Raw genomic sequence first — 22,080 nt, forward strand, 5'->3', positions numbered from 1 at the left:
ACATGAAGGCTTATGAACTGCTGTTCTTCGTCGCTCCCAACACTGACGAGGAGACCCGCGCTGGTGTTATGAAGCGCATCGACGTTGCTATCACCGCCGAGGGCGGCGTCGTCGATTCCGTCGAGGACTGGGGCAAGCGCAAGCTCGCCTTTGAGATCGACGACCTCACCGAGGGTGACTACACCCTCATCAACTTCCACGCAGACCCCCAGCAGATCGCCGAGCTCGACCGAGTTCTGCGCATCAACGACGCTGTCAAGCGCCACATGGTCGTGTGCCGTTCCGACAGGGACTAAGCATGGAAGCGCGGGGCCTGCCCCCGCGAGAGAGGTAGTGAAAAGATGAGCATCAACAGGGTTAACATTTCCGGAAACCTCACGCGTGACCCCGAGCTGCGCGCCACGGGCAGTGGCATGCAGATTCTGCGCTTCGGCGTCGCGGTCAACGACCGCGCGAGGAACCAGCAGACCGGCGAGTGGGAGGACCGTCCCAACTTCGTGGACTGCGTGGTCTTCGGCAACCGCGCCGATGCCCTCTCCCGACTCCTCTCTAAGGGTTCGAAGGTTGCCATCGAGGGCAAGCTTCGCTACAGCTCCTGGGAGACGCAGGACGGCCAGCGCAGAAGCAAGCTGGAGGTCGTGGTCGACGAGGTGGAGTTCCTCTCCTCGAGGAACCAGGGCGGCGCAGGTGCTCCGGCGCCCGCCCAGTACCAGCAGCAGGGTGGCTACCAGCAGGCGGCTCCCTCCTACAACGCCCCGGCGCCCGCGCCTGCGCAGCGCCCCGTCCAGACCCCGCCTGCGGCGGACGTCTACGACGAGGACATCCCGTTCTAATCATTCCGGCGGTGCCCGCACCGCGAGGTACCTTGGGTACCGCCAATAGAAAGGCAACAAGACATGGCTCAGCAGAAGCAAGATTTTCAGCGCCAGCCGCGTCGCAAGTACTGCCAGTTCTGCAAGGAGCAGACTGAGTTCATCGACTACAAGGACACTCAGCTCCTCCGCAAGTACATGACCGACCGCGGCAAGATCAAGCCGCGCCGCGTCACTGGCGCCTGCACGCAGCACCAGCACGACATCGCGAACGCCATCAAGCGTGCTCGCGAGATGGCGCTCCTGCCCTACACCGTTCCCGTGGTCTCCAGCCGCGGCGGCCGTAGCCGCGGTTAGGGACTGGCTGCGATTCGAGAGGGAGCGCGCGCCGTTGGACAGGCAAACCGGTGACGGCCTGCCTCCCGTCCCTTCTGGAGCAATCCGTCCCCAGGACGGGGAGCCCCCAAGAAGAGCCGGGGGAGAGATAAGCGTCTTTCTGGGGTACCTGTTCTGCGCGCTGGGTGGTCTGGCCGCAACGGCATCGCCGCTGGCCGCCGCCCTGTTCGTCGGGTTTGGAATGAGCGTCGTCTCGTCGAGAAGGCCGATTTCCGCCCGGGCCCTTGGAGTCCTTGCGTGCGTCGTTCCGGCGCTGGTCTTGGGACTCCAGCTGGACTCGTCCTCGCTCGCGTCCGCACTTGTCGCCTGCTGCCTTGGTGTGGCGGTGGCGGTTGCGTTCTGCGATGGGAGGGCGACCGCAGGCGTGCTCTGCATGCTTGTCGGAATGGCGACTCTTGTCCAGCTTGGGTCTGACGCGCTTCTCGCCGCGGGCCGGGGTACGACGCTGGCCAGCAGCATGAGCTCGCTGGTTGACGTCTACCTGCAGCAGCTCGGCAGCCTCGGCAACGGGGTGTCCGAGCAGGTTGCGCTCGTGCAGGCAATACTGCGCGTGGTCTGGCCTGTCACGTACGTTGTGCCCGCCCTGGGCGAGCTTCTGCTCGCCTATCTGGGAGTGAGGATTGCGTCCACCCGCATGGGCGAGCGCAACCCGGACCTTCCGGACTTCGCGGAGTTTGACCTCCCTCTGTGGGTGGTCGCGCTCTTCGTCGGGGCGCTCGTGGGCCTGGCCGTCTGTCTCACCGCCAAGGTGCCGACGGACGGAATCTGGTTCATGGCATGCGCAAACGTGATCCTTGCCGTGAGGTTTGCCTTTGCGGCACAGGGCCTGGCCGTTCTTTCCTGGTTCATCCGGAAGAGGCGGCCCAGCGGGCTCATGGCGGCTCTGGCCGTCATCGCGGCACTGTATCTTGAGATGCAGTTCATCGTAATGAGCATCGTGGGACTCATGGACGTGTGGAGCGACATCCGCCACCTCAACCGTGGCAAGACGGTCACCGTCCAGGACAACGCGAGGCAAGACTAGGGCCGGCACACCCGGCCGAAGAAGGAGTATCCCATGAAAGTCATCCTCACGGATGAGCTCAGGGGTAAGGGCGGCGAGGGCGACATCGTCGAGGTCGCCCAGGGCTACGCGGAGAACTTCCTGTTCCCCAACAAGATGGCCCTGCCCGCCACCCCGGGCAACATCAAGCAGCTCGAGGAGCGCCGTCACAACATCGAGAAGCGCGAGGCCGAGCGCATCGCCGCTGCCGAGGCTCTGAAGGCCGCCATCGATGGCAAGTCCGTCACCGTTGACGCCAAGATCGGCGAGGAGGGCCAGCTCTTTGGCTCCGTCACCCCCGCCCAGATCGCCGAGGCCATCAAGGCCGAGCTCGGCGTCGAGGTCGACCGCAAGCGCGTCGGCCGTGGCAACGCCATCAAGACCTCCGGCAAGCACGAGGTCGAGGTCAACTTCTACCGCGAGATCAGCGCCACGGTCACCGTCCTTGTCGGCGTGACCGAGGAGGAGCCCGCCGAGGAGGAGGCCGCCGAGGCTGAGGTTGAGGCCGAGGTCGAGACCACCGAGGTCGCCGAGTAGCACGGTTTTCAACGCTCGCCGCTGAGCTGGGGATTTCTACAAGAACCGCAGGTCAGCAGCGTGTAGTAAAAACCACCTGCAACTCGCGAGGTGCACATGATCCGCCCCGGGAGGACGTTGGTCCTTCCGGGGCGGCTTCTTTTTTGACAGGATTTCAAACGGTGCCATCTACCTGCGGTTTTGTGAGCATTGGATTTAAATGGTTGCTATGTTTACGTGCTTCTCGCCGTGTGAGCTGCGCGTTTTGGATTGACGTGTATAGGGCCTTCAGACGGCTTCCGTCGGTGTTGAAAACTTGACAAACGCCCAGTTGGCTAATTGTTGAAAACGTTGAAAAGTCGAGAAACTCAAGGTAGACGGACTGACTTGCAAACACGTGCCAGATTGGGGATGCCACCGGCGAAAGCCCCTTTGCAGCATACGTGCTGCTAAAGTAGGAAGTCGCCAAAATCTGACCGACCGAGGAGAGCCCGTGCCTTCCGACGACTACGACATCAACCCGACGAGAATGACCGTCTCGGAGCCTGGCGTCATGCCACAGGACCGCGAGGCGGAGTCTTCTGTGCTCTCCGCGATGATGATCTCTCCGGACGCGCTTCAGGAGTGCCTCATCGAGCTGACGCCGGATGACTTCTACTTTCCGGCTAACCAGACCATCTTTTTGGCCGTGCGCGAGATGTTCAACCGCAACCAGCCGGTGGACAGCATCTCCCTTGCCGACTACCTCAAGAGCACCGGCGAGCTGGAGAAGATAGGCGGCCGCTCCTACCTGCTGGGCCTTGCCAACAACTCGCTTGCCCTTCTCGGCTGGCGCCGCCACATGGAGATGCTCCACCGCGACACCACGCTGCGCAAGATGATTCTGGCGTCCGCGCAGATCACGGCCCTTGCCTACGACGCGCCCGAGGACACCAAGGAGGTCATCGACCGCGCCGAGAAGATGCTGCTGGACGTCACCAACCGCGACGTGCACACCAACGAGCAGTCCCTCGAGGACGTCATGGCCGACCTCTACGAGGAGCTGCAGGCCGCGGCCGAGCACAAGGACGAGCCCCTGGGCGTCCAGACGGGCTTCCCGTCCATCGACAGCTGCCTGCTTGGCCTGCGACCTGGCCAGATGGTGGTCATCGGCGCCCGACCGGGCGTGGGCAAGACGTCCTTTGCGCTCAACCTCGCAACAAACGCGGCCTTTGCCGGCGCGTCCGTGGCGCTCTTCTCGCTGGAGATGTCCAAGACGGAGATCGCGCAGCGCCTGCTGGCGGCCAACGCCCGCATCGGCCTGCAGGAGATCCGCTCCGGCAACATCCGCGCCGAGCAGTGGCCGCAGATTCTGGAAGCGACCGAGCAGCTCTCCAAGCTGGACATCGTCATCGACGACACCCCCGGCACCACGGTGACGGAGATTCGCGCCAAGGCCCGCCGCATCCTGCGTGGCAAGAAGCTCGGCGTGGTCATCGTGGACTATCTGCAGCTCATTTCGCCCCCGTCCGGCGGTCACCGTGCCGACAGCCGCGCCACCGAGGTCGGCGAGATGTCCCGTGGCATCAAGATCATGGCCAAGGACCTCGAGGTGCCGGTCATCACGCTGTCCCAGCTCAACCGTACCGTCGAGAACCGCACGGGCAAGCGTCCGCAGCTCTCGGACCTGCGAGAGTCCGGCTCCATCGAGCAGGACGCCGACATCGTTGCCCTGCTCGACCGTTCCATGAACGAGGAGGAGGCCGCGCGCGAGGACCGGCCTGCCATGGGCGAGACCACGTTCATCATCGCCAAGAACCGTTCCGGCGCCCTGGCCGACGTCCCGCTGACATTCCTGCCCGGCTCCACCAAGTTCGTCGAGATCGACAAGCAGTTCCGCGGCGAGTAACCCACCGCCACAGCCCCGCCACCGGGGACGGAGGCTTTTTGCAGGTAATGGGGACACATCCCACAAGATATGTCCCCATTACCTGCAAAAAGCCTCCGTCCCCGGTGGCGGGGCCTGAAAGGATTGAAGAGCATGAGGTACGACTTCACTAGTCACATGGAGCGTCACGGCAAGGACTCCATCGCTGTTGACGGGCTGGGCACGGGGTTTGCGCCCGAGCCGCCGGAGGAGGGCTTTGACGTCATCCCCATGTGGGTGGCGGACATGAACTTCCCGACGGTCCCCACGGTGACTGACGCCATCATCGAGCGTGCCAAGCATCCCGCGTTTGGGTACTTCTCGGCGACTGACGAGTACTACGACTCAATAATCCGCTGGCAGGAGACCCGCAATGGCGTCACCGGCCTCGCGCCCGAGCACATTGGCTACGAGAACGGCGTGCTTGGCGGCGTGGTGGCCACGCTCAACAGCTTTGTTGCGCCCGGCGACAAGGTCCTTCTCCACAGCCCGACCTACATCGGCTTCACCAAGAGCCTGGAGAACAACGGGCTCTCCATCGTGCACTCGCCGCTCAAGATCGACGAGGACGGCGTCTGGCGGATGGACTTCGAGGACATGGAGGCCAAGCTCGCCCAGAATGACATCCACGCCGCCGTGTTCTGCTCGCCGCACAACCCGTGCGGGCGCGTCTGGGAGCGCTGGGAGGTCGAGCGCGCCATGGAGCTGTACCGCAAGTACGACTGCGTGGTGGTCTCCGACGAGATCTGGAGCGACCTCATCCTGCCGGGCCACAGGCACGTGCCCACGCAGAGCGTCTCCGACGACGCCCGCCGCCGCACGGTGGCCCTCTACGCACCGAGCAAGACCTTCAACCTGGCCGGCCTGGTTGGCTCCTACCACGTCATATACGACAAGAGCCTGCGAGACCGCGTCACTTCTCGCAGCTCCAAGTGCCACTACAACGACATGAACGTGCTCTCCATGCACGCGCTCGTGGGCGCGTACAGGCCGGAGGGATACGAGTGGCTGGACGAGCTCACCTAGGTCCTGGGTGCAAACGTTGACTGGGCCTGCGACTACATTGCCGAGCACTTTGACGGCGTGAGCGTGCAGAAGCCCCAGGGCACCTACATGCTCTTTGTCGACTGCTCGGAGTGGTGCGCCGCCAATGGCCGCGACATCGACTGGGTGGAGCGCGCGTGCTGGCGCGTAGGCGTTGCGGTGCAGGATGGCCGCATGTTCCACGGACCCTGCCACCTGCGCATGAACCTGGCACTGCCGCTTGACCGCGTCCAGGAGGCCTTCGACCGCATGGACCGCTACGTCTTCAACGCCTAGCCCGCGCGAGGACGTATACTTATGACCGAATGGCAAGTTCACTTCTCTGAGAGGGACGCTTATGTCAGCATCTGTTCTTGTGGGTACCCAGTGGGGCGACGAGGGCAAGGGTAAGATCACCGACCTCATCTCTGGTGACTTCGACGTCGTCTGCCGCTACGGCGGCGGTGCCAACGCCGGTCACACGGTCGTCGCCAACGGCCACAAGCTGGCTCTTCACCAGATTCCCTCCGGCATCGTCCACGAGGACGCCCTGTCGGTCGTCGGCAACGGCTGCATCGTCGACCCGACGGTCATCCTCGAGGAGATCGACACCCTCAAGGCCCAGGGCCTCAGCTGCGAGGGCCTGCGCATCTCGGGCAACGCGCACATCGTCATGCCCTACCACCGCGACCTCGACGGTGCCCACGAGAAGAACCTCGGCAAGAACCTCATCGGCACCACCAAGCGCGGCATCGGCCCCTGCTACATGGACAAGATGAACCGCACCGGCCTGCGCATGCAGGACATGCTCGACGACGACACCTTCCGCGAGAAGCTCGCCGCCGCGCTGGCCTACCAGAACCCCATCCTCGAGAAGGTCTACGGCCTGCCCACCTACACCGTCGAGCAGATCTGCGAGGACTTCCTGCCCTACGCCGAGCGCCTGCGCCCCTACATCATCGAGAGCTCCAAGCTGCTGAACGAGGAGCTTGCCGCCGGCAAGAACATCCTCTTCGAGGGCGCCCAGGCCACGATGCTCGACATCGACCACGGCACCTACCCCTTTGTGACCTCCTCCAACTGCACCGCCGGCGGCGCCGTCACCGGCTCCGGCGTGGGCCCCTGCAACATCGAGCGCGTCCTTGGCGTTGCCAAGGCCTACCTCACCCGCGTGGGCTCCGGCCCCTTCCCCACGGAGCTCGACTTCAACGAGGGCGTGGGCAAGTTCCTGCTGGAGACCGGCCACGAGTACGGCGTGACCACTGGCCGCAAGCGCCGCTGCGGCTGGTACGACGCCGTGGTGGTCAAGTACGCCGCCCAGATCAACGGCCTGACCGACCTCGCCATCACCAAGCTCGACGTCCTCACCGGCCTTGACACCATCAAGGTCTGCACCGCCTATGACTGCGACGGCGTCGAGTACGATACCGTTCCCGAGCACCGCGCGGTCTTCGACCACGCCAAGCCCAAGTACATCGAGGTTCCTGGCTGGCAGGAGGACATCACCGGCTGCAAGTCCTTCGACGAGCTGCCGCAGGCCGCCCAGGACTACATCAAGCTCATCGAGGACCTCTCCGGCGTCAAGGTCTCCCTCGTCGCCGTTGGTCCCGACCGCGAGCAGACCATCAACCGCTTCTGGAAGTAGGCTCTGTGACGGACACTGCCGTGGGCGAGAAGAGCTTCGGGATTGTCTGTGACAGCGGGTGCGACCTCACGCCAGCCCAGCTCGGCCGGCTTGGGGTCGCACTCGTGCCCCATCATGTGAATGCGGGCCAGCAGAGTTGGCTCGACCGCGTGGACGTCTCCGACGACGACGCGCTCGAGCGCATGGGCGTCCGGGGGACCGACGCCGTGGTGGAGGAGGCCGGAGCGGACGAGCTTCTCGCCGCGTACCAGCGTCTTGTTGACGAGGGATGCAAGACCATAGTCTCCGTGCACTCCGCCGAGGCGCTGTCTGCGATGTGTGGGCGCGCCCGCGAGGCGGCGGCCCGGCTGGGGGACGTCACGCGCGTTGAGGTGCTGGACACCGGCACCGCGTCCATTGGCACCGGCATCGTCGTTGAGCGACTGTCCGCGATGCGCGCGGCCGGCGTGCCCCTCGAGGACGCGCTCCTTGCCGCGCGCGAGATTGCCGCCGGCGTCCGCCTGATGTTCATACCCGCAAGCTCTTCTCGCCTGGTGCGCAGGAGGGCTCGCTCGAGGCACTCCGGGCTGGTCAGTCGCGCCTCCATGCTCCGTGTCCGCCTGGTGGGGGAGCGGGGCCTCTTTCTTGTGTCGCGCGGCGAGGTCACCCAGACCGTGCGCTCCACCGACATCGCCGACCTCTGCGGTCGCATCGCCCATGCCATGAGCGCGGTCGCCCACGCGGAGGGCCCGCTTGACTACGTCGAGCTCTACGGATGCGACCGCAAGGCCCTGCGTCCCCTCGAGAAGCCCCTTGACACCAACGAGTTCGAGGCCGAGCGCATGGGAGTGACGCGCGTCTCTCCCAGCAACGTCGGCTTTGTGGGCAGGCCCGCCGTGGGCGTTGCCTTTGTTCCGGATTCACTCTTCGAGCGCGTGGGGGCCAACCAGCCCACCGACGTGCCCGCAGACGACTAGACGAGGAGACCTAATGAGCGACAGCAAGATCGACATTCTTCTTCTGGGTTCCGGTGGGCGCGAGCACGCGCTTCTGACCAAGCTGGCGGAGTCCCCGCGCGCCGGCAAGATGTGGGTCGCTCCCGGCAACGGCGGCATGGACGCCACCGCCGAGGTGGCAGACCTTGACCCGGAGTCTCCCGAGGGCGTTGCCGCCTGGGCGACGGGGCACGGCATCGGCCTTGTGGTCATTGGCCCGGAGGCCCCGCTGGTGGCGGGCGTCGCCGACGCGGTGCGCGCCGCGGGCATCCCCACGTTTGGCCCCAACGGCAAGGCCGCCCAGATGGAGGGCTCCAAGAAGTTTGCCAAGGAGGTCATGGAGCGCGCCGGCGTGCCCACCGCCGCCTACCGCAGCTTCACCGACGAGGAGTCTTGCTCGGCCTACGTGCGCGAGGTCGGCGGACCCATCGTGGTCAAGGCCGACGGCCTGGCTGCCGGCAAGGGCGTCATCGTCGCCAAGACCACCGAGGAGGCGCTCGAGGGCGTCCACGAGTGCTTCTCTGGCGCGTTTGGCCAGGCAGGCGCCACCGTCGTGGTCGAGGAGATGATGGAGGGGCCGGAGTGCTCGCTGCTGGCCCTGACCGACGGCAAGACGCTGGTGCCGCTGGCCACCTCCCAGGACCACAAGCGCGCGCTGGACGGGGACCTCGGCCCCAACACGGGCGGCATGGGCGTCTACAGCCCCGTGCCCATGGTCACGCCTGACGAGCTTGCCCAGATGATCGACGTCGAGAAGCGCGTGGTGGCCGAGCTCGCCGCCGAGGGCATCACCTACTCCGGCTGCCTCTACGGCGGCTTCATGCTCACCAAGGACGGTCCCAAGGTCCTGGAGTTCAACGCCCGCTTTGGCGATCCCGAGACCCAGGTGGTGCTCCCGCGCATGAAGGGTGACCTCGTCGAGGCCTTCCTGGCCTGCGACAACGGCACCCTCGGCGAGGACCAGGTTGCCTGGGACGACGACTGGGCGGTCTCCGTGGTGCTTACCTCCGCCGGCTATCCCGGCAAGTACGAGAAGGGCAAGGCCATCACCGGCATCGACCGCGCCGAGCAGCTCGAGGGCGTGACCGTCTACCACGCCGGCACCAAGGTCGACGAGAGCGGCCAGCTGGTCACCAACGGCGGCCGCGTGCTGGACGTCACCGCCGTGGCGCCCACCTTCGAGGCCGCTCGCGCCCAGGCGTACGCCGCGGTCGAGCTTATCGACTTTGAGGGCAAGACCTTCAGGACCGACATTGGCATGAGGGCCATCAAGGGTCGCGAGGCCTAGGCTCGGGGAGGTTTGAGAGCGATGGCAGACATTCAGAAGGTCAACGGCGCCCACGACGAGCAGGCCGGCGAGACGGACGCGCTCGCCGTGCAGGCCTCCCTGCGCGAGGACGAGCTTGCCGACGCCACCGCCGACATGCGCGACTCCGTGGCGAGCTTCACCTTTGACGGGGACCGTGACGACGTGGACCACGTCTCTGGCGCGCCCGTCGAGCGCGAGCTGGTACTTGGCAGCGAGGACCCGCGCGACGCGTCACTGGAGGAGAGACCCCTCTCCGAGGACGTTGCCTGGACGGGACGCATCTTCAACGTCAACCGACTGCAGGTCGAACTGCCCGACGGGCGCCACGCGGTGCGCGACGTGGTGCGCCACCCCGGCGCGGTGGCCATTGTCGCCCTGACGGACGAGGGCCGCATCTGCCTGGTGCGCCAGTACCGCACGGCGCTCGGCCGCGTGACGGTGGAGATTCCCGCCGGAAAGCTCACTCCCGGGGAGGATCCGCTCGAGGCTGCGAGCCGCGAGCTCCTCGAGGAGACGGGTATGACCGCCGGGAAGATCGCGTTTCTGACCACCATCGCCAGCTCGGACGGGTTCTGCGACGAGCTCATCCACATCTACATGGCGACGGGCCTGGAGTTCTCCAAGTCCAGCCCGGATGCGGACGAGTTCATCAACGTCGACCTGGTGGAGCTCTCCGAGCTGGTGGATGCCGTGCTCGACGGGCGCATCGAGGACGCCAAGACCGTGGTGGGCGCCCTTTTGTGCGACTCCATCTCCCACCGACTGAACTTCTCTCAGGAAGAGGAGTAGCAAGGCGCGGCGGATTGGCTGGCAGGTCTTGACGAGAGAGGGCCCTGGGGAGCTAATATGTTCCCCAGGGTCCTTTAACTTGCATGGGTAAAACGATTATTTTACTGCGGTCAAGTAAAATCCGGTCAATATTAAATACCAGCCAGGATGCAGTATTCAGAAATATGGTTACCTCATTGATTTAAGACCCCCTCCCCATAAAATATTATTCAAATAACAAGCTTTCCCTTCATACACTCGATGTAACTGCACACCTGTGGGGTTTATCCCCCGAGGAATGAAGGAGCTGCCATGACGAGCAAGGTAAGAAATGTCTGGGGGGGGGGTGCTTCCTTGCCAAGGCTGCCGGCCTAGCCGCCTCCGTCGCGCTGGCACTGGGCATTGGGCTTGCGACGCCGTGCACGGCCCAGGCCATTGACCTGGCCGCCCCGGAGCACAGCAAGACCATCTCGAGCAATGACGACGGGACCTACACGCTGTCCCTGGACGTCACGGGCCGCAAGGGCTCCCAGAGCGAGACCGTAACCCAGAAGACCGACATCGTCCTGGTAATGGACACATCCGGCAGCATGGACTTCCGGATGGACAAGGACAAGGACGCCCGACCCGGGGAGTCCCGACTGGATTACGCCAAGACTGCGGCAAACGACCTGGTGAACTCCGTGGTGAAGGACGGCAGCGACGACGTCCGCGTTGCCGTTGTTTCCTTCAGCAATGACGCCCAGACCGTCGTCGGCTACAGCAGCGACAAGGGCGAGCTGCGCCGCGGCATCAACGGTCTTGGTGCCGACGACGGCACCAACTGGGAGGCCGGCCTTGCGGCGGCCAACGGGCTCACCGCAAGGGACGGTGCCAAGAAGTACGTCGTCTTCCTCTCTGACGGCGAGCCTACGTATAGGTACGAGACCGTGGAGTACTGGTTCTTCGGCTGGCACACGAAGACTGTGGTTGCCGGCTCCGGCAGGTACTACGAGCAGGCCAACTTCGACCACGCCGTGACCGAGGCCGAGAAGCGCGGAGACGCGACGCTCTTCTCCGTCGCCGTTGGCTCGACCCAGAAGGTCTCCGAGCGCATGAGCTCCTTCCAGAAGGAGGCCACCGGCTCGACCGACGGGTGCTACTCCGCCACCACGCCGGAGGCCCTCAAGCAGGCCTTTGCGAGCATCACGCAGACCATCACCCAGAGCGCCCAGTACACCAACGTCACCATGACCGACGTGCTGACCGACTACGTCGACTTTGTCGGCGCGGACGGCAACGTGCGTGTGAGCGCCCGCGACGCCGAGGGCAACGAGGTCTCGCTCTCTCCGTCCGACTACGAGCTCAGCGTGGACGCCGCCACCAAGCGCGCCACGCTGCGCTTCAGGCAGGGTCAGAACGGCCAGGCCGGCTTTGTCCTTGGCGAGGACGTCACCTACACCCTGAGCTTTGACGTCAAGCTGACCCAGGCCGCCTACGACGCCGCGGCCGCCGCCGGCAAGACCATCACGCTGCCCACCAACTCCGAGGGCAAGCTCTCCTACAGCGTGGTCAACGACAACGGCGCCGCCCAGACCGTCGTCGCCGGGGCGGATCAGTCCTACCAGCCTCAGAGCGTCGACGTGCCCGTCAACGTCGTGAGCATCCAGAAGACCTGGGTCGGCGGCACCGTGCGCCCCGACTCCCTCACCGTCGACCTTCTGCGTGACAATCAGACGTACAAGACCGTGGCGCTTGACGCGGCGGCCGGCTACAAGGCCGATGTCGTGGTGCCCGCAGGCGTTGGCGACAGCGTGTGGAGCGTGAGCGAGGCCAACGTCCCCGCCGGCTACACGCCGACCTACGGTGACGCCGTCACCAACTCCGGCACGCTGAGCATCACCAACACGTACTCCGTCTCTCCCGTTAAGGTGTATGGCAAGGAGAGCCTCTCTGGCCACAAGACCCTGACCGGCCGCACCCTCAGGGCCGGCGAGTTCCAGTTCCAGCTCAAGGACTCCCAGGGCAAGGTGGTCTCCACCGTCACCAACGACGCGGACGGCAACTTTGCCTTTGGCGACCTTGTCTTCGACGCCGCGGGCACGTACTACTACACCGTCTCTGAGGACACCTCCCATCTGCCGGCCGGCGTCTCCGCCGTCACGACTGGCTCCAAGTCCGTCACCATCTACGTCACCGACAACGGCGACGGCACCCTTTCCGCCGACGTCCGCAAGGACGCCCTGGAATTTGAGAACTCCTACGAGGTCAGCGCCGCCATGGTGCAGCTGAGCTTTGCCAAGAAGCTCTCTGGCCGCCCGACCGCACTTGCCGCCGGCGAGTTCCAGTTCCAGCTCAAGGACGAGCAGGGCAACGTGGTCGCCACCGCCAGCAATGACGCCGCGGGCAACGTGACCTTCCCGCGCATGGCCTTTGGCGAGGCGGGAACCTACGTCTACAAGGTCAGCGAGGTCGCGGGCAGCGCCGCGGGCGTCACCTATGACGCCGGCGTCCGCACGGTGACCATCAAGGTCACGGACGACCGCCAGGGCTCCCTCGTCGCCGAGACGAGCATCGATGGCGACACCACCTTTGCCAACACGTACAAGGCCGCTCCCGTGAGCTATGACGTGACCCAGGACGTCAAGATTTCCAAGACCCTGACCGGCCGTGCCCTCAGGGCCGGCGAGTTTGAGTTCAAGCTGGTGGAGAACGGCAACGTCGTGGCGACTGCCTCCAACGACGCAGAGGGCAAAGTGAGCTTCGGCGCCCTTGCGTACAATGAGGCCGGAACCCACACCTATGTGGTTCGCGAGGCCAAGGGCGGCCTCGGCGGCGTGACGTATGACTCCTCCGAGCACGTGGTTACCGTCTCCGTCACCGACGACGGCTCCGGCAGGCTCTCTGCCAAGGCCACGTCCGCCGACGGCCAGATTGTCTTCAAGAACGCCTACTCCGCCGCTCCCACCTCCATCACCTTTGGTGGCACCAAGGTCCTGACCGGCGCCGAGCTCGCTGCTGGCCAGTTTGCCTTCCAGCTCAAGGACGCCCAGGGCAACGTGGTTGCCACCGCCACCAACGCGGCTGACGGCTCCCTGGTCTTTGAGCCCGTCAGCCTTGACGCGGCGGGCGAGTATCACCTCACCCTCTCCGAGGTCAATGACGCCCAGGACAACGTGACCTATGACGACCACGTCTACCAGCTCGACGTGACCGTGGCCGATGACGGCGAGGGCAGCCTCTACGTGGCCTCCTACACCGTCGACGGCGGTACCGACCTGCCCGTCTTTGAGAACGCCTACGTGGCTCCCGAGGCGCCGAGCGAGCCTGCGGCCCCGCAGGCCCCGGCGGCCGTTCCCAACACCGGCGACGCCACTTCCCCAGCGCTTCCGCTGGCGATTGGCGCCTGCGCCCTCGCGGCCGCGTGCGCCGTGCTTCTCCTCGTTCGCCGTAACAACAGCTAACAGCAAACCCCGCCTGGCGAGAGGCCCTTCTCGCCAGGCGGACCTCTTCCAGAAAGCAGATGCGTCATGGACAAAGAAGCTCCCGTGAAGACAACCGCCGAGTACGAGGCCGCCTCTGCCTGGAAGCCCACGCCTACGGCTAGAAAGATCATCTCCTTTGTTGAGCGGCACGACGGAATGCCGTGCTCCAAGGCGCAGATTGCCGTTGCTCTGGGAAGAAACGAGAAGACCATCGACCGCCTGATCGCCCGCATGCGCCACGAGGGCATCCTTGAGGCCGAGCCGCAGTGGGCCGAGAACGGCGGCCAGCTGGCAAACACCTATCACGTGGTCCACAAGTAGCCATGAACTGCTCTGGGCGGGGCGGAGGAAGCGAAACCTCCGTCCCGCCCTTTTTTGCCGCTAGCTGCGGCGAACCAGCAGGTAGCCCATGAAGGCGCATCCGGCGGAGATGCCGGCCAGGACGGCACCGATGGGAAGGCCTTCGCCGGTGGAGGGAAGTTCCTGGGGTGTGGGAAGCCTGAGGTCTGTCATGCTCACCTCCTGCACGTCGGTGACTTCGGCGACGGTGAAGTCGATGGGGTCGGCCTTGAGGTAGCCCTCGGGGGCCTCGCTCTCGGCAAGGGTGTAGGCGCCTGGGAGCAGACGCTCGATGGTGTGCGGCACCTCGTCGCTCACCCAGCTGTCGACGACCTCCTTGTTGGCGTCCAGCAGAGCGAGATGCGCGCCGGCAAGGTGCTCGCCCTTCTCGTCGAGCTTTGAGAGCCGGACCGTGGTGAAGTCGTTCGTTGCCATTGCCTCGACGGTGACGACGGGCGTGAGCTGGTCCTGGTAGCCAATCGTGAACTCATGGGGAGTCGGGTCGACGACGTAGCCGGCCGGCGCCGCGGTCTCCACGAAGGCGTAGCCCGCTCCGCCGGGAGAGAGCGCAAGGCCGTCTGCCGAGGCCATGCCGTTCTCGTCGGTGGTGACGTGGGCGACGACGTCATCCGCCTCGTGCGCGAGCGAGCCGTCGTAGTCGACGACGTCGGCCGTGGCCACGACGTCAAACTCCGCCCCGGCGAGGGCGGCACCCGTCCTCAGGTCGGTCTTGCGAATGGACGCGGAGCCCACGGCAAGCGCGTTCTGGGCCTCGGCCTCTGCCCAGACAACGGCCGTCTGCTGGTCCTCCCAGCAAACCGTGAACTCGTGCGGAGTCTCGTCCAGGACAAAGCCCTCCGGCGCCAGGGTCTCCACAAAGGCGTAGCCTGCCTCGCCCGTGCCCAGGGGCAGCCCCTCGACCGTGGCCTCGCCCTTCTCGTCCGTGGACACGTGGGCCATGACCTGACCCTCAACGGCCTGGATGGTTCCGTCCGGGGCGACGACGTCCTGCTGCGCCACCACGTCAAACTCGGCCCCCGTCAGGGGCGTCCCGCTTTCCGACGTCTTGGTCAGTTTGGCCGACCCCGAGGCCTGCTCGTCGGAAAGGCTCGCTATGACCACGGGCGGAAGCGTGGCGTCGGCGGGCACATCGATGCGGACGTCCTCGCCTCTTAGCAGGTAGGGGGCCTGTGCGGCGACCTCATGGATGTAGTACGTGCCTGGAATCAGGCTTTGCGGCAGGGTGACGCAGCCGCTCTCGTCCGTCACAAAGCGGTCGAGCGTGACATGGTTTGGATACCAGCTCTCCTGCGTCAGGGGGTTGCCGTCGGCGTCAAGGATCTGGAACGCAAAGCCCGGCAGCGCCACCACCTGCCCAGAGGAGGCGTCGCGCTTCACCACCTGCAGCCTGGTTGCCAGGGCGTGGTTGTCTGCGATGTACTGCAGCTTGGCGCCGTCCGCCATCTGCTGGGCGCTGATGGTCCAGTCTCCAATGTGAGAGAAGCCCGCAGGTACCGTGGACTCGACCTCGTGAATGGTGTAGCCGCCGGCGTCGTAGGGAAGGGCGCCGTGCACGCCGGGCGCGCGGGTGCCCGTGCCAAACCAAAGCGAGCCGTCGGCGGAGGTGTCCGCAAAGCCGTAGGGGTTGGTGACGAGCTCTCCCACCACGCCGCCCGTGGTGTTGCTGATGACCTGGAAGCGCACGCCGCCCGCCGGCTGCTCCAGGCCGGACCCCTCCTGCCCGTAGTCCTTGAACTTTGCGATCTCAAGGTCAAAGGCCACGACGTCCTCCTTGAGGGCGGATTCCATGGATATGCTGGCGATGCCGTTTTGTCCAACCTGGGCTGCCGTCGCCTCGGCCTCGAGGACCTGCTGGCTTGCCATGTATCCCTCCGGTGCCCGAGACTCCGTCACGCGGACTCGCCCCAGAGGAAGACCGTCAAAGCTGGCCCGGCCCTCGGCGTCGGTCGTGGAGACGTGCGTGCGGCCCTGGGCGTCGACGAGCGTGAGTTCTGCCCCCGCAAGGCTCGCGCCAGGTTGGGCGGCCCCTCCCGTCGAGGAGTCCACCTTCTGGACGCGCACCTCGGCGGTTGCGGGGACGTCGTCGAGACCTACGACCTGCCCGGCCTTGGCCTCAAACTCCACCCTGCCGCTTGCGAGCAGGTAGCCGGCGGGAGCCCTGGTCTCCTGGGCGTAGTAGCGCACGCCGGGTCTGAGCGAGCAGCTGGCGCGGCCGGTCGCGTCGGTGGTGACGGTCGCGGCCAGCGCATCGTCGCCACACTGGCGAATCTCGTAGGTGGCGCCGGCCAGGCTGTAGGCGTCGTTGCCAAACGTGAGGCTGGCGTCGGCGGAGCCCTTCTGCATCGCAACCTCCACCTGCGGCGTCCTTCTGGTCACGAGGGACTGGGTCTGGTCGTCGGGGGAGGGCCAGATGATGGAGCTCCCGGCCTCGGGGCCTCCTCCGCCGGCGGCGACGTAGGCTGCGGACTCCGCCCGCATCTTTGCCACGGCGTCGGCGACGTCGGTGTAGATGCGGGTCAGCTCGAACTCCGCCCAGTCGAGGTCGTTCGTCTCGTAGGAGTGGGGCAGGGCAAACCAGACCACGTACTGCGTGGCCATCATGAAGTGCGAGGACGAGAGTCCGTACTCGGTCTGGTGCGTTGGGCTCCAGCCGTGGCACATGATCCAGTCAAGCGCCGGGTTGTTTGACGCGTAGCCGCCGGTGAAGACCCTGCCGGCCTCCGGCGAGTGGAGGCTCTTTGCGCCGCAGTAGGCAATGCCGTCCTCCGAGTTGACCTCAAAGTGGTGCATGCGGGAGAAGCTGTCGTTGACGTCGTCAAAGTCCGAGTAGGACGTCGCCTTGGAGACCGTGAGCGTGCCCAGATCCTCTGCCAGGGCGGACGTCGCCGGCGCGGCGGCAAGGCCCAGGCCAAGCAGCTGGCTCAGCACCAGGAAGAGGGCCGAGAGCGCCGCCGCGGACCTTCTGGCCAGGTCTTTTGCCTTGCGTCTTGCAACTTCTTGCCTCGAGCGTACCGCAAGGCTCACGCGGGCGCGCCCGGCATGGCCCGCCGCTCCCGGAGCACCTCCCTGCTGGCGGTCGCCGCCGCGAAGCCTTGCGCGTGGCGACGGCCTTCGGCCTGGGCCTGCGTCCTTCTCGCCGTTCCGGAACACGCCGTGTGGAACGCCCGCGCGGGTTCCTCTCTGCCTTTCCATGCTGCCTCCCTTTGCTCAAAAACGCGGATGGGAGGCGAAGCCTAGCTGGTGACACTTGCAGCTAGCGGACACCTGGCGGACAGGAGCCTTTCCGCACGCTTGCGGCTGGCTTTCAGGGTTTTCAACATCCCGCTGACCATGTCATTGGCAGACGGGTGGGGCCGCGGTGGGATGCAGCTTGCGGCAAAAAACGACCCTTTCCGAATCTCTTCAATTCCAACACAACTCACCCGGCGAGAAGGGCTTCTCGCCGCCGCTCCGATGGCTGTGGTAGAATCAAAGCCCATGCGGGCATCGCCAAGTGGTAAGGCATCAGCTTCCCAAGCTGACATCCGCGGGTTCGAGTCCCGTTGCCCGCTCCATAGATGTTCGGGGCCCCGGAAGGGGCCCTTTTCATGCGCGGCCACGCCATGCGCCGGCTTGTCGTCCGGCCGCGCGAAGACCCGCCCCGCGCGGGCAGACCGAGAGGAGTCCCCATGTCTCCCATTCCCATGACCGACGAGGAGTGCCGCGTTGCCACCGAGGCGCTCTCCGACCAGCTTGACCTCTATGCCGACCTGCTGGTGAAGAAGGGTGCCGCCGTCCGGCCTGGCCAGGAGCTCGTCGTCGAGTGCCCCGTCGAGCGCGCCGACTTTGCCCGCCGCGTTGTGGCGGCCGGCTACCGCGCCGGCGCCGGCCACGTCACCGTCATCTGGGACGACGACGCCATCAGCCGCCTGACCTACGAGAACGTGGACGTCGACTGGTTCCGCCACACGCCCTCCTGGAAGGTCGAGCAGCTCAACTCCCTTGCCGAGGCGGGCGCCACCTTCCTCTTCCTGGAGGGCTCCGACCCCTCCGCGCTCAAGGGCATAGACCCGGCCAAGCCGGCCGCGGCCTCCAAGGCGCGCAACACCGAGTGCAAGTCCTTCCGCGACGGAATGGACTTTGGCCGCAACGTCTGGTGCATTGCCGGCGTCCCCGTGGCCGCGTGGGCGCGCGAGGTCTTCCCCGGCGCGTCTGACGCCGAGGCCACCTACCGCCTGTGGAACCTCATCCTCTCCGTGGCCCGCGCCGACGGAGACGATCCCGAGAGCGCTTGGGAGACCCACAACGCCTCCTTCGAGAAGACCAAGCGCTTCCTCAACGGTCACCGCTTTGACTCCCTGCGCTACGAGGCGTCCAACGGAACCAACCTCGTCGTGGGCATGAACCCGGGCCACGTCTGGGACGGCGGAGCAGCCCGCACGCAGGACGGCACCACGTTCTTCCCCAACATCCCGACCGAGGAGGTCTTCACCTCGCCGGACCGCGCCCGCGCCGAGGGCATCGTGTACTCCGCCATGCCGCTGGTCCACGCCGGCCAGATCGTGCGCGACTTCTGGCTGCGCTTTGAGGCCGGCCGCGTGGTGGACTTCGGTGCCGAGCAGGGCGCCGAGGTGCTGCGCCACATCATCGAGACCGACGATAACAGCTGCCGCCTTGGCGAGTGCGCGCTCATCTCCAAGAACACGCCCATCCGCCAGAGCGAGACCCTCTTCTTCGACACGCTCTACGACGAGAACGCGTCCTGTCACCTGGCGCTTGGCATGGGCTTCCCGGAGTGCCTGGAGGGCGGCGTCAACCTGGGCAAGGAGGAGCTTCTCGCCCGCGGCGTCAACCAGAGCGTGGCCCACGTGGACTTCATGATCGGCACCGACGACCTCAACGTCTGGGGCGTCTGCGAGGACGGCACCGAGGTCCCCGTCTTCGAGAACGGCCAGTGGGCCTGGGAGTAGCCCCCCGGCGCGCCCGGGCATGGGTCCCGTGGTAGAATCAACCCCACGCGCCGTTAGCTCAGCTGGTAGAGCAGGGGACTTTTAATCCCAAGGCCCAGGGTTCGAACCCCTGACGGCGCACCACCGCAAGGACGGGGCGGCGAGAAGAGCGCTCTTCTCGCCGCCCCTGTTGTTTGAGAGGAGCTCGGATGAGCCTCAACAAGATGATCGACCACACGCTCCTGGCGGCAAACGCCACCCGCGAGCAGATTGCGCGGCTGTGCGACGAGGCGGTCGAGCACGGGTTTGCCTCCGTCTGCGTGAACTCCTGCTGGGTGGGCGCATGCGCTTCTCGCCTGACGGAGACCGACGTCAACGTCTGCACCGTCATCGGCTTCCCGCTGGGCGCCATGTCTACTGCCGGCAAGGCCGCCGAGGCCGAGGCCGCCGTCTCCGACGGCGCCAACGAGCTGGACATGGTCATCAACGTGGGCTGGCTGCTTGCCGGCGAGGACGGCCTGGTCCGGCGCGACATCGAGGCCGTGGAGGCCGCGGCCCAGGGACGCTGCGTGAAGGTCATCATCGAGACCTGCCTGCTCTCTGACGAGCAGATTGTCCGCGCGTGCGAGATCGCCGTGGAGGCCGGCGCCTCCTTCGTCAAGACCAGCACGGGCTTCTCTACGGGTGGCGCCACCGTCGAGGGCGTGGCGCTCATGGCTCGCACCGTGGCTGGCCGATGCAAGGTCAAGGCGTCCGGCGGCATTCACACAGCAGCCGAGGCCGAGGCCATGGTCGCCGCGGGGGCCTCCCGCATCGGCACCTCCAGCGGCTTGGCCATCATCGGCGCCTGACGCTGGGGACGTTGTTAATTACCTGGTAAAAGGGACACTCGTGGTCCCGCAAATTGGGGACGTGTTCGTATTTGCGCAAAAACGAACACGTCCCCAATTGAACTGCCTCCCATTTCTTGGACACGAGAAATGGGAGGCTTTTTATGCGTGTCGACTTGAGGGTGAAGCACGACATCGAGGCCAGGAAGGCGGCGATCGGGCTCTTCGAGCGAGGCAACGGCTACAAGTCTGCGGCGAAGGCGCTGTCGGTCCCGCGCGGAACCGTGAGACAATGGCTCTGCGTATACCGGTCGTTCGGAAGCGGGGTGCTGCTATCCATGGACGGCAAGCAGGCCAGGTACACATACGAGCAGAAGGTCGCCGCAGCCTCCGCCGTGGTCGACGGCGGCATGACGAAGGCCGAGGCGATGGCGGCGTTCGGCATAATGTCGATGTCGCCGCTCAAGAAGTGGTGCGCGCTATACCGCCGGGGCGGCGCGGAGGCCCTGCGCCCGAGGCCCAAGGGCCGGCCGAGCGGTTCCAAGGCGAGGCCGCGGACCCGCGAGGAGGAGCTCGAGGAGCGCTGCCGAAGGCTCGAGACCGAGGTGGCCTACCTAAAAAAATTGCGTGCCCTGGTCGAGAGGGACGGGCTCTGACCAGGGCGAAGGTCGAGGCCGTGAGGGTCCTGCGCGAAGAGGGGCACGGGCTGGGGCGCCTGCTGGAGTGCGCCGGCATGGCCCGGTCCAGCTACTACTACGCGCTGTCGCACCCGAAGGCTCCCACCAGGCCCGAGCTCTGGGAGGCCGCCGCCGAGATATTCTCGCGCACCGCCAACGGGTGCGGCCACAGGCAGATCGCCATGTGCCTGCGCGCCGAGCAGGGCGTGCGCATAGCCTACAAGACGACGCTGAAGATGATGCGCGAGATGGGCATCAGCTGCGGGATCCGCCGCGAGACCGACTACCACAGGTACAACTCGTACAGGGGCAAGGTCGGAAAGACCTTCGAGAACGTCATCGGCAGGGACTTCGCCGCCGACGGGCCGTGGGAAAAGATGGGCACCGACGTCACCGAGTTCAAGCAGCCCTGGGGCAAGGCCTACTTCGCGCCGGTCTACGACTTCGGCAGCAAGGAGATCGTCGCCTGGTCCACGTCGCTGCACCCCAACATGGCTCAGCAGCACGAGCTGCTCGACCAGCTCGTGTCCAAGAAGCCCAAGGGCTCCAGGCCGATCCTGCACTCGGACATGGGCTGGCAGTACCAGCAGGCCGGTTGGTGCAGGCGGTTGGAGGAGGCCGGCGTGGTGCAGAGCATGTCCCGGAAGGGCAACTGCATCGACAACGGCGCGACGGAGCAGGTGTTCGGCCACATCAAGGACGAGTTCTTCCGTGGAAGGACGTGGCCGGACTTCGAGTCCTTCAAGGCGGACCTCGACGACTTCGTGGTCCATTGGAACACGAGGAGGCGCCAGGTTAAACTGAAGGGACTGACCCCGGAGGAGTTCCGGAGACAGTCCCTTGCGGCGTAGTTCTTATTTAAGCCGTCCAAGTTTTGGGGTGCAGTTCAAATTTGCGTGCAGGGGCGGCGTTGGTGAGACGGGCGCCGCGGCCCCGAATCCTGCACAGAAGTGGCCTTCGTGCGAGCATTTTCGCTAGTCCCGTGCAGAAGTGGCCTTCGTGCGAGCCCTCCTGGGCCGTTGGCGCTGCCATACGGCTTCGTCTATACATTTGGCACTTTGCCCAACAGGCATTTTCTTTGAAAATATACATTTGATTTTTGATATAGAGCAAAAGTCGCGATATTGGGCTCACACCAAGCGGACTTCTGCGCGCGGGAGTCCGCCCGTGCCGCCCACCGCTTGGCGCCCGTTATGTTTCGAACGCAAATCCAAACGCAATGTGTGCTGCATGTGGCGTGCGCATCGGCCTATAGTCCGTGTCAACGATTACAGCCCCGCGGCAATAGTCGCGGGCCACATGTCTTATGGGGAGGCGGAGAAGCCATATGCAGCGCATGAGCGCCATGTTTGCAACTACCTGCGCAAGCAGCCAGGCAGCCACCCCCATGAACCGACGCCAGAACCGACGAATCTAGCCCGCAATATCGC

At 65.6% G+C, this 22,080-nt stretch carries 19 protein-coding genes and 2 tRNA genes; 20 read left to right on the forward strand and 1 reads right to left on the reverse strand.

Going from position 1 to position 22,080, the window contains the following annotated elements; translation table 11 throughout:
* Nucleotides 1-2: 2 nt before the first annotated feature.
* The 14 genes from rpsF to DXV50_RS08695 all read left to right on the forward strand — a co-directional run bounded on the left by rpsF (nucleotide 3) and on the right by DXV50_RS08695 (nucleotide 14,176).
* A complete protein-coding gene (gene rpsF / locus DXV50_RS08635; protein WP_117205800.1) occupies nucleotides 3-296 on the forward strand; it encodes a 30S ribosomal protein S6 in 294 nt (97 codons plus the stop codon).
* A 45-nt stretch (nucleotides 297-341) separates the two neighbouring features.
* The gene (locus tag DXV50_RS08640; RefSeq protein ID WP_117205801.1) at nucleotides 342-833 is read left to right on the forward strand and encodes a single-stranded DNA-binding protein; all 492 of its coding nucleotides are present in this window, start codon (nucleotides 342-344) and stop codon (nucleotides 831-833) included.
* A gap of 63 nt (nucleotides 834-896) precedes the next feature.
* The gene (gene rpsR, locus DXV50_RS08645; RefSeq protein WP_117205802.1) at nucleotides 897-1,169 is read left to right on the forward strand and encodes a 30S ribosomal protein S18; all 273 of its coding nucleotides are present in this window, start codon (nucleotides 897-899) and stop codon (nucleotides 1,167-1,169) included.
* A gap of 34 nt (nucleotides 1,170-1,203) precedes the next feature.
* On the forward strand, nucleotides 1,204-2,232 hold the full coding sequence (locus DXV50_RS08650; protein WP_117205803.1) for a DUF2232 domain-containing protein: 1,029 nt from the start codon (nucleotides 1,204-1,206) through the stop codon (nucleotides 2,230-2,232).
* Nucleotides 2,233-2,265: 33 nt separating this feature from the next.
* Entirely contained in the window at nucleotides 2,266-2,787 is a 522-nt protein-coding gene (rplI, locus tag DXV50_RS08655) for a 50S ribosomal protein L9 (RefSeq protein ID WP_117205804.1), read from the forward strand.
* 472 nt (nucleotides 2,788-3,259) lie between these two features.
* Nucleotides 3,260-4,654: a replicative DNA helicase gene (dnaB, locus tag DXV50_RS08660; RefSeq protein WP_407418589.1), complete on the forward strand. Its 1,395-nt coding sequence runs from the start codon at nucleotides 3,260-3,262 to the stop codon at nucleotides 4,652-4,654.
* A 132-nt stretch (nucleotides 4,655-4,786) separates the two neighbouring features.
* Entirely contained in the window at nucleotides 4,787-5,698 is a 912-nt protein-coding gene (locus DXV50_RS08665; protein ID WP_232817499.1) for a MalY/PatB family protein, read from the forward strand.
* 63 nt (nucleotides 5,699-5,761) lie between these two features.
* On the forward strand, nucleotides 5,762-5,992 hold the full coding sequence (locus DXV50_RS09890) for a hypothetical protein (protein ID WP_232817500.1): 231 nt from the start codon (nucleotides 5,762-5,764) through the stop codon (nucleotides 5,990-5,992).
* Nucleotides 5,993-6,053: 61 nt separating this feature from the next.
* Nucleotides 6,054-7,340 (forward strand): adenylosuccinate synthase, encoded by a 1,287-nt coding sequence (locus DXV50_RS08670; RefSeq protein ID WP_117205805.1) that lies wholly within the window; start codon nucleotides 6,054-6,056, stop codon nucleotides 7,338-7,340.
* A 5-nt stretch (nucleotides 7,341-7,345) separates the two neighbouring features.
* A complete protein-coding gene (locus DXV50_RS08675) occupies nucleotides 7,346-8,296 on the forward strand; it encodes a DegV family protein (protein WP_157966997.1) in 951 nt (316 codons plus the stop codon).
* Between the two features lie 13 nt (nucleotides 8,297-8,309).
* The gene (purD, locus tag DXV50_RS08680) at nucleotides 8,310-9,602 is read left to right on the forward strand and encodes a phosphoribosylamine--glycine ligase (protein WP_117205807.1); all 1,293 of its coding nucleotides are present in this window, start codon (nucleotides 8,310-8,312) and stop codon (nucleotides 9,600-9,602) included.
* Nucleotides 9,603-9,737: 135 nt separating this feature from the next.
* Nucleotides 9,738-10,412 carry an NUDIX domain-containing protein gene (locus DXV50_RS08685; RefSeq protein WP_117206039.1) on the forward strand — a complete coding sequence of 225 codons (675 nt, stop codon included), beginning with the start codon at nucleotides 9,738-9,740 and terminating at the stop codon, nucleotides 10,410-10,412.
* A gap of 545 nt (nucleotides 10,413-10,957) precedes the next feature.
* Entirely contained in the window at nucleotides 10,958-13,834 is a 2,877-nt protein-coding gene (locus tag DXV50_RS08690; RefSeq protein ID WP_269801657.1) for a Spy0128 family protein, read from the forward strand.
* An 84-nt stretch (nucleotides 13,835-13,918) separates the two neighbouring features.
* Nucleotides 13,919-14,176, forward strand: coding sequence for a hypothetical protein (locus tag DXV50_RS08695; RefSeq protein ID WP_117205809.1), 258 nt, complete (start codon nucleotides 13,919-13,921; stop codon nucleotides 14,174-14,176).
* 60 nt (nucleotides 14,177-14,236) lie between these two features.
* Here DXV50_RS08695 and DXV50_RS08700 read toward each other — a convergent pair whose 3' ends face one another.
* On the reverse strand, nucleotides 14,237-17,407 hold the full coding sequence (locus DXV50_RS08700; protein ID WP_157966998.1) for a SpaA isopeptide-forming pilin-related protein: 3,171 nt from the start codon (nucleotides 17,405-17,407) through the stop codon (nucleotides 14,237-14,239).
* Nucleotides 17,408-17,694: 287 nt separating this feature from the next.
* On the opposite strand from DXV50_RS08700, the gene DXV50_RS08705 reads away from it, so the two are divergent.
* The 6 genes from DXV50_RS08705 to DXV50_RS08730 all read left to right on the forward strand — a co-directional run bounded on the left by DXV50_RS08705 (nucleotide 17,695) and on the right by DXV50_RS08730 (nucleotide 21,501).
* Nucleotides 17,695-17,769, forward strand: a tRNA-Gly gene (locus tag DXV50_RS08705).
* Between the two features lie 114 nt (nucleotides 17,770-17,883).
* Nucleotides 17,884-19,164 carry an aminopeptidase gene (locus DXV50_RS08710; RefSeq protein WP_117205811.1) on the forward strand — a complete coding sequence of 427 codons (1,281 nt, stop codon included), beginning with the start codon at nucleotides 17,884-17,886 and terminating at the stop codon, nucleotides 19,162-19,164.
* A 47-nt stretch (nucleotides 19,165-19,211) separates the two neighbouring features.
* Nucleotides 19,212-19,287, forward strand: a tRNA-Lys gene (locus DXV50_RS08715).
* Nucleotides 19,288-19,352: 65 nt separating this feature from the next.
* On the forward strand, nucleotides 19,353-19,994 hold the full coding sequence (gene deoC / locus DXV50_RS08720) for a deoxyribose-phosphate aldolase (RefSeq protein ID WP_117205812.1): 642 nt from the start codon (nucleotides 19,353-19,355) through the stop codon (nucleotides 19,992-19,994).
* Between the two features lie 143 nt (nucleotides 19,995-20,137).
* Nucleotides 20,138-20,629 carry a helix-turn-helix domain-containing protein gene (locus tag DXV50_RS08725; RefSeq protein ID WP_117204406.1) on the forward strand — a complete coding sequence of 164 codons (492 nt, stop codon included), beginning with the start codon at nucleotides 20,138-20,140 and terminating at the stop codon, nucleotides 20,627-20,629.
* A gap of 20 nt (nucleotides 20,630-20,649) precedes the next feature.
* Complete coding sequence (locus DXV50_RS08730) at nucleotides 20,650-21,501, forward strand: IS3 family transposase (RefSeq protein ID WP_198666371.1); 852 nt, start codon at nucleotides 20,650-20,652, stop codon at nucleotides 21,499-21,501.
* Nucleotides 21,502-22,080: the final 579 nt, after the last annotated feature.

This window comes from Paratractidigestivibacter faecalis, assembly GCF_003416765.1.
In the GTDB taxonomy this organism is placed as follows: Bacteria; Actinomycetota; Coriobacteriia; order Coriobacteriales; family Atopobiaceae; genus Paratractidigestivibacter; species Paratractidigestivibacter faecalis.

Coding starts and splice junctions, on each gene's coding strand:
- DXV50_RS08725 (WP_117204406.1), top strand. CDS start 20,138: ATGCGTGTCGACTTGAGGGTGAAGCACGACATCGAGGCCAGGAAGGCG.
- DXV50_RS08665 (WP_232817499.1), top strand. CDS start 4,787: ATGAGGTACGACTTCACTAGTCACATGGAGCGTCACGGCAAGGACTCC.
- DXV50_RS08670 (WP_117205805.1), top strand. CDS start 6,054: ATGTCAGCATCTGTTCTTGTGGGTACCCAGTGGGGCGACGAGGGCAAG.
- rpsF (WP_117205800.1), top strand. CDS start 3: ATGAAGGCTTATGAACTGCTGTTCTTCGTCGCTCCCAACACTGACGAG.
- rpsR (WP_117205802.1), top strand. CDS start 897: ATGGCTCAGCAGAAGCAAGATTTTCAGCGCCAGCCGCGTCGCAAGTAC.
- DXV50_RS08700 (WP_157966998.1), bottom strand. CDS start 17,407: ATGGAAAGGCAGAGAGGAACCCGCGCGGGCGTTCCACACGGCGTGTTC.
- deoC (WP_117205812.1), top strand. CDS start 19,353: ATGAGCCTCAACAAGATGATCGACCACACGCTCCTGGCGGCAAACGCC.
- purD (WP_117205807.1), top strand. CDS start 8,310: ATGAGCGACAGCAAGATCGACATTCTTCTTCTGGGTTCCGGTGGGCGC.
- DXV50_RS08710 (WP_117205811.1), top strand. CDS start 17,884: ATGTCTCCCATTCCCATGACCGACGAGGAGTGCCGCGTTGCCACCGAG.
- rplI (WP_117205804.1), top strand. CDS start 2,266: ATGAAAGTCATCCTCACGGATGAGCTCAGGGGTAAGGGCGGCGAGGGC.
- DXV50_RS08640 (WP_117205801.1), top strand. CDS start 342: ATGAGCATCAACAGGGTTAACATTTCCGGAAACCTCACGCGTGACCCC.
- DXV50_RS08685 (WP_117206039.1), top strand. CDS start 9,738: ATGCGCGACTCCGTGGCGAGCTTCACCTTTGACGGGGACCGTGACGAC.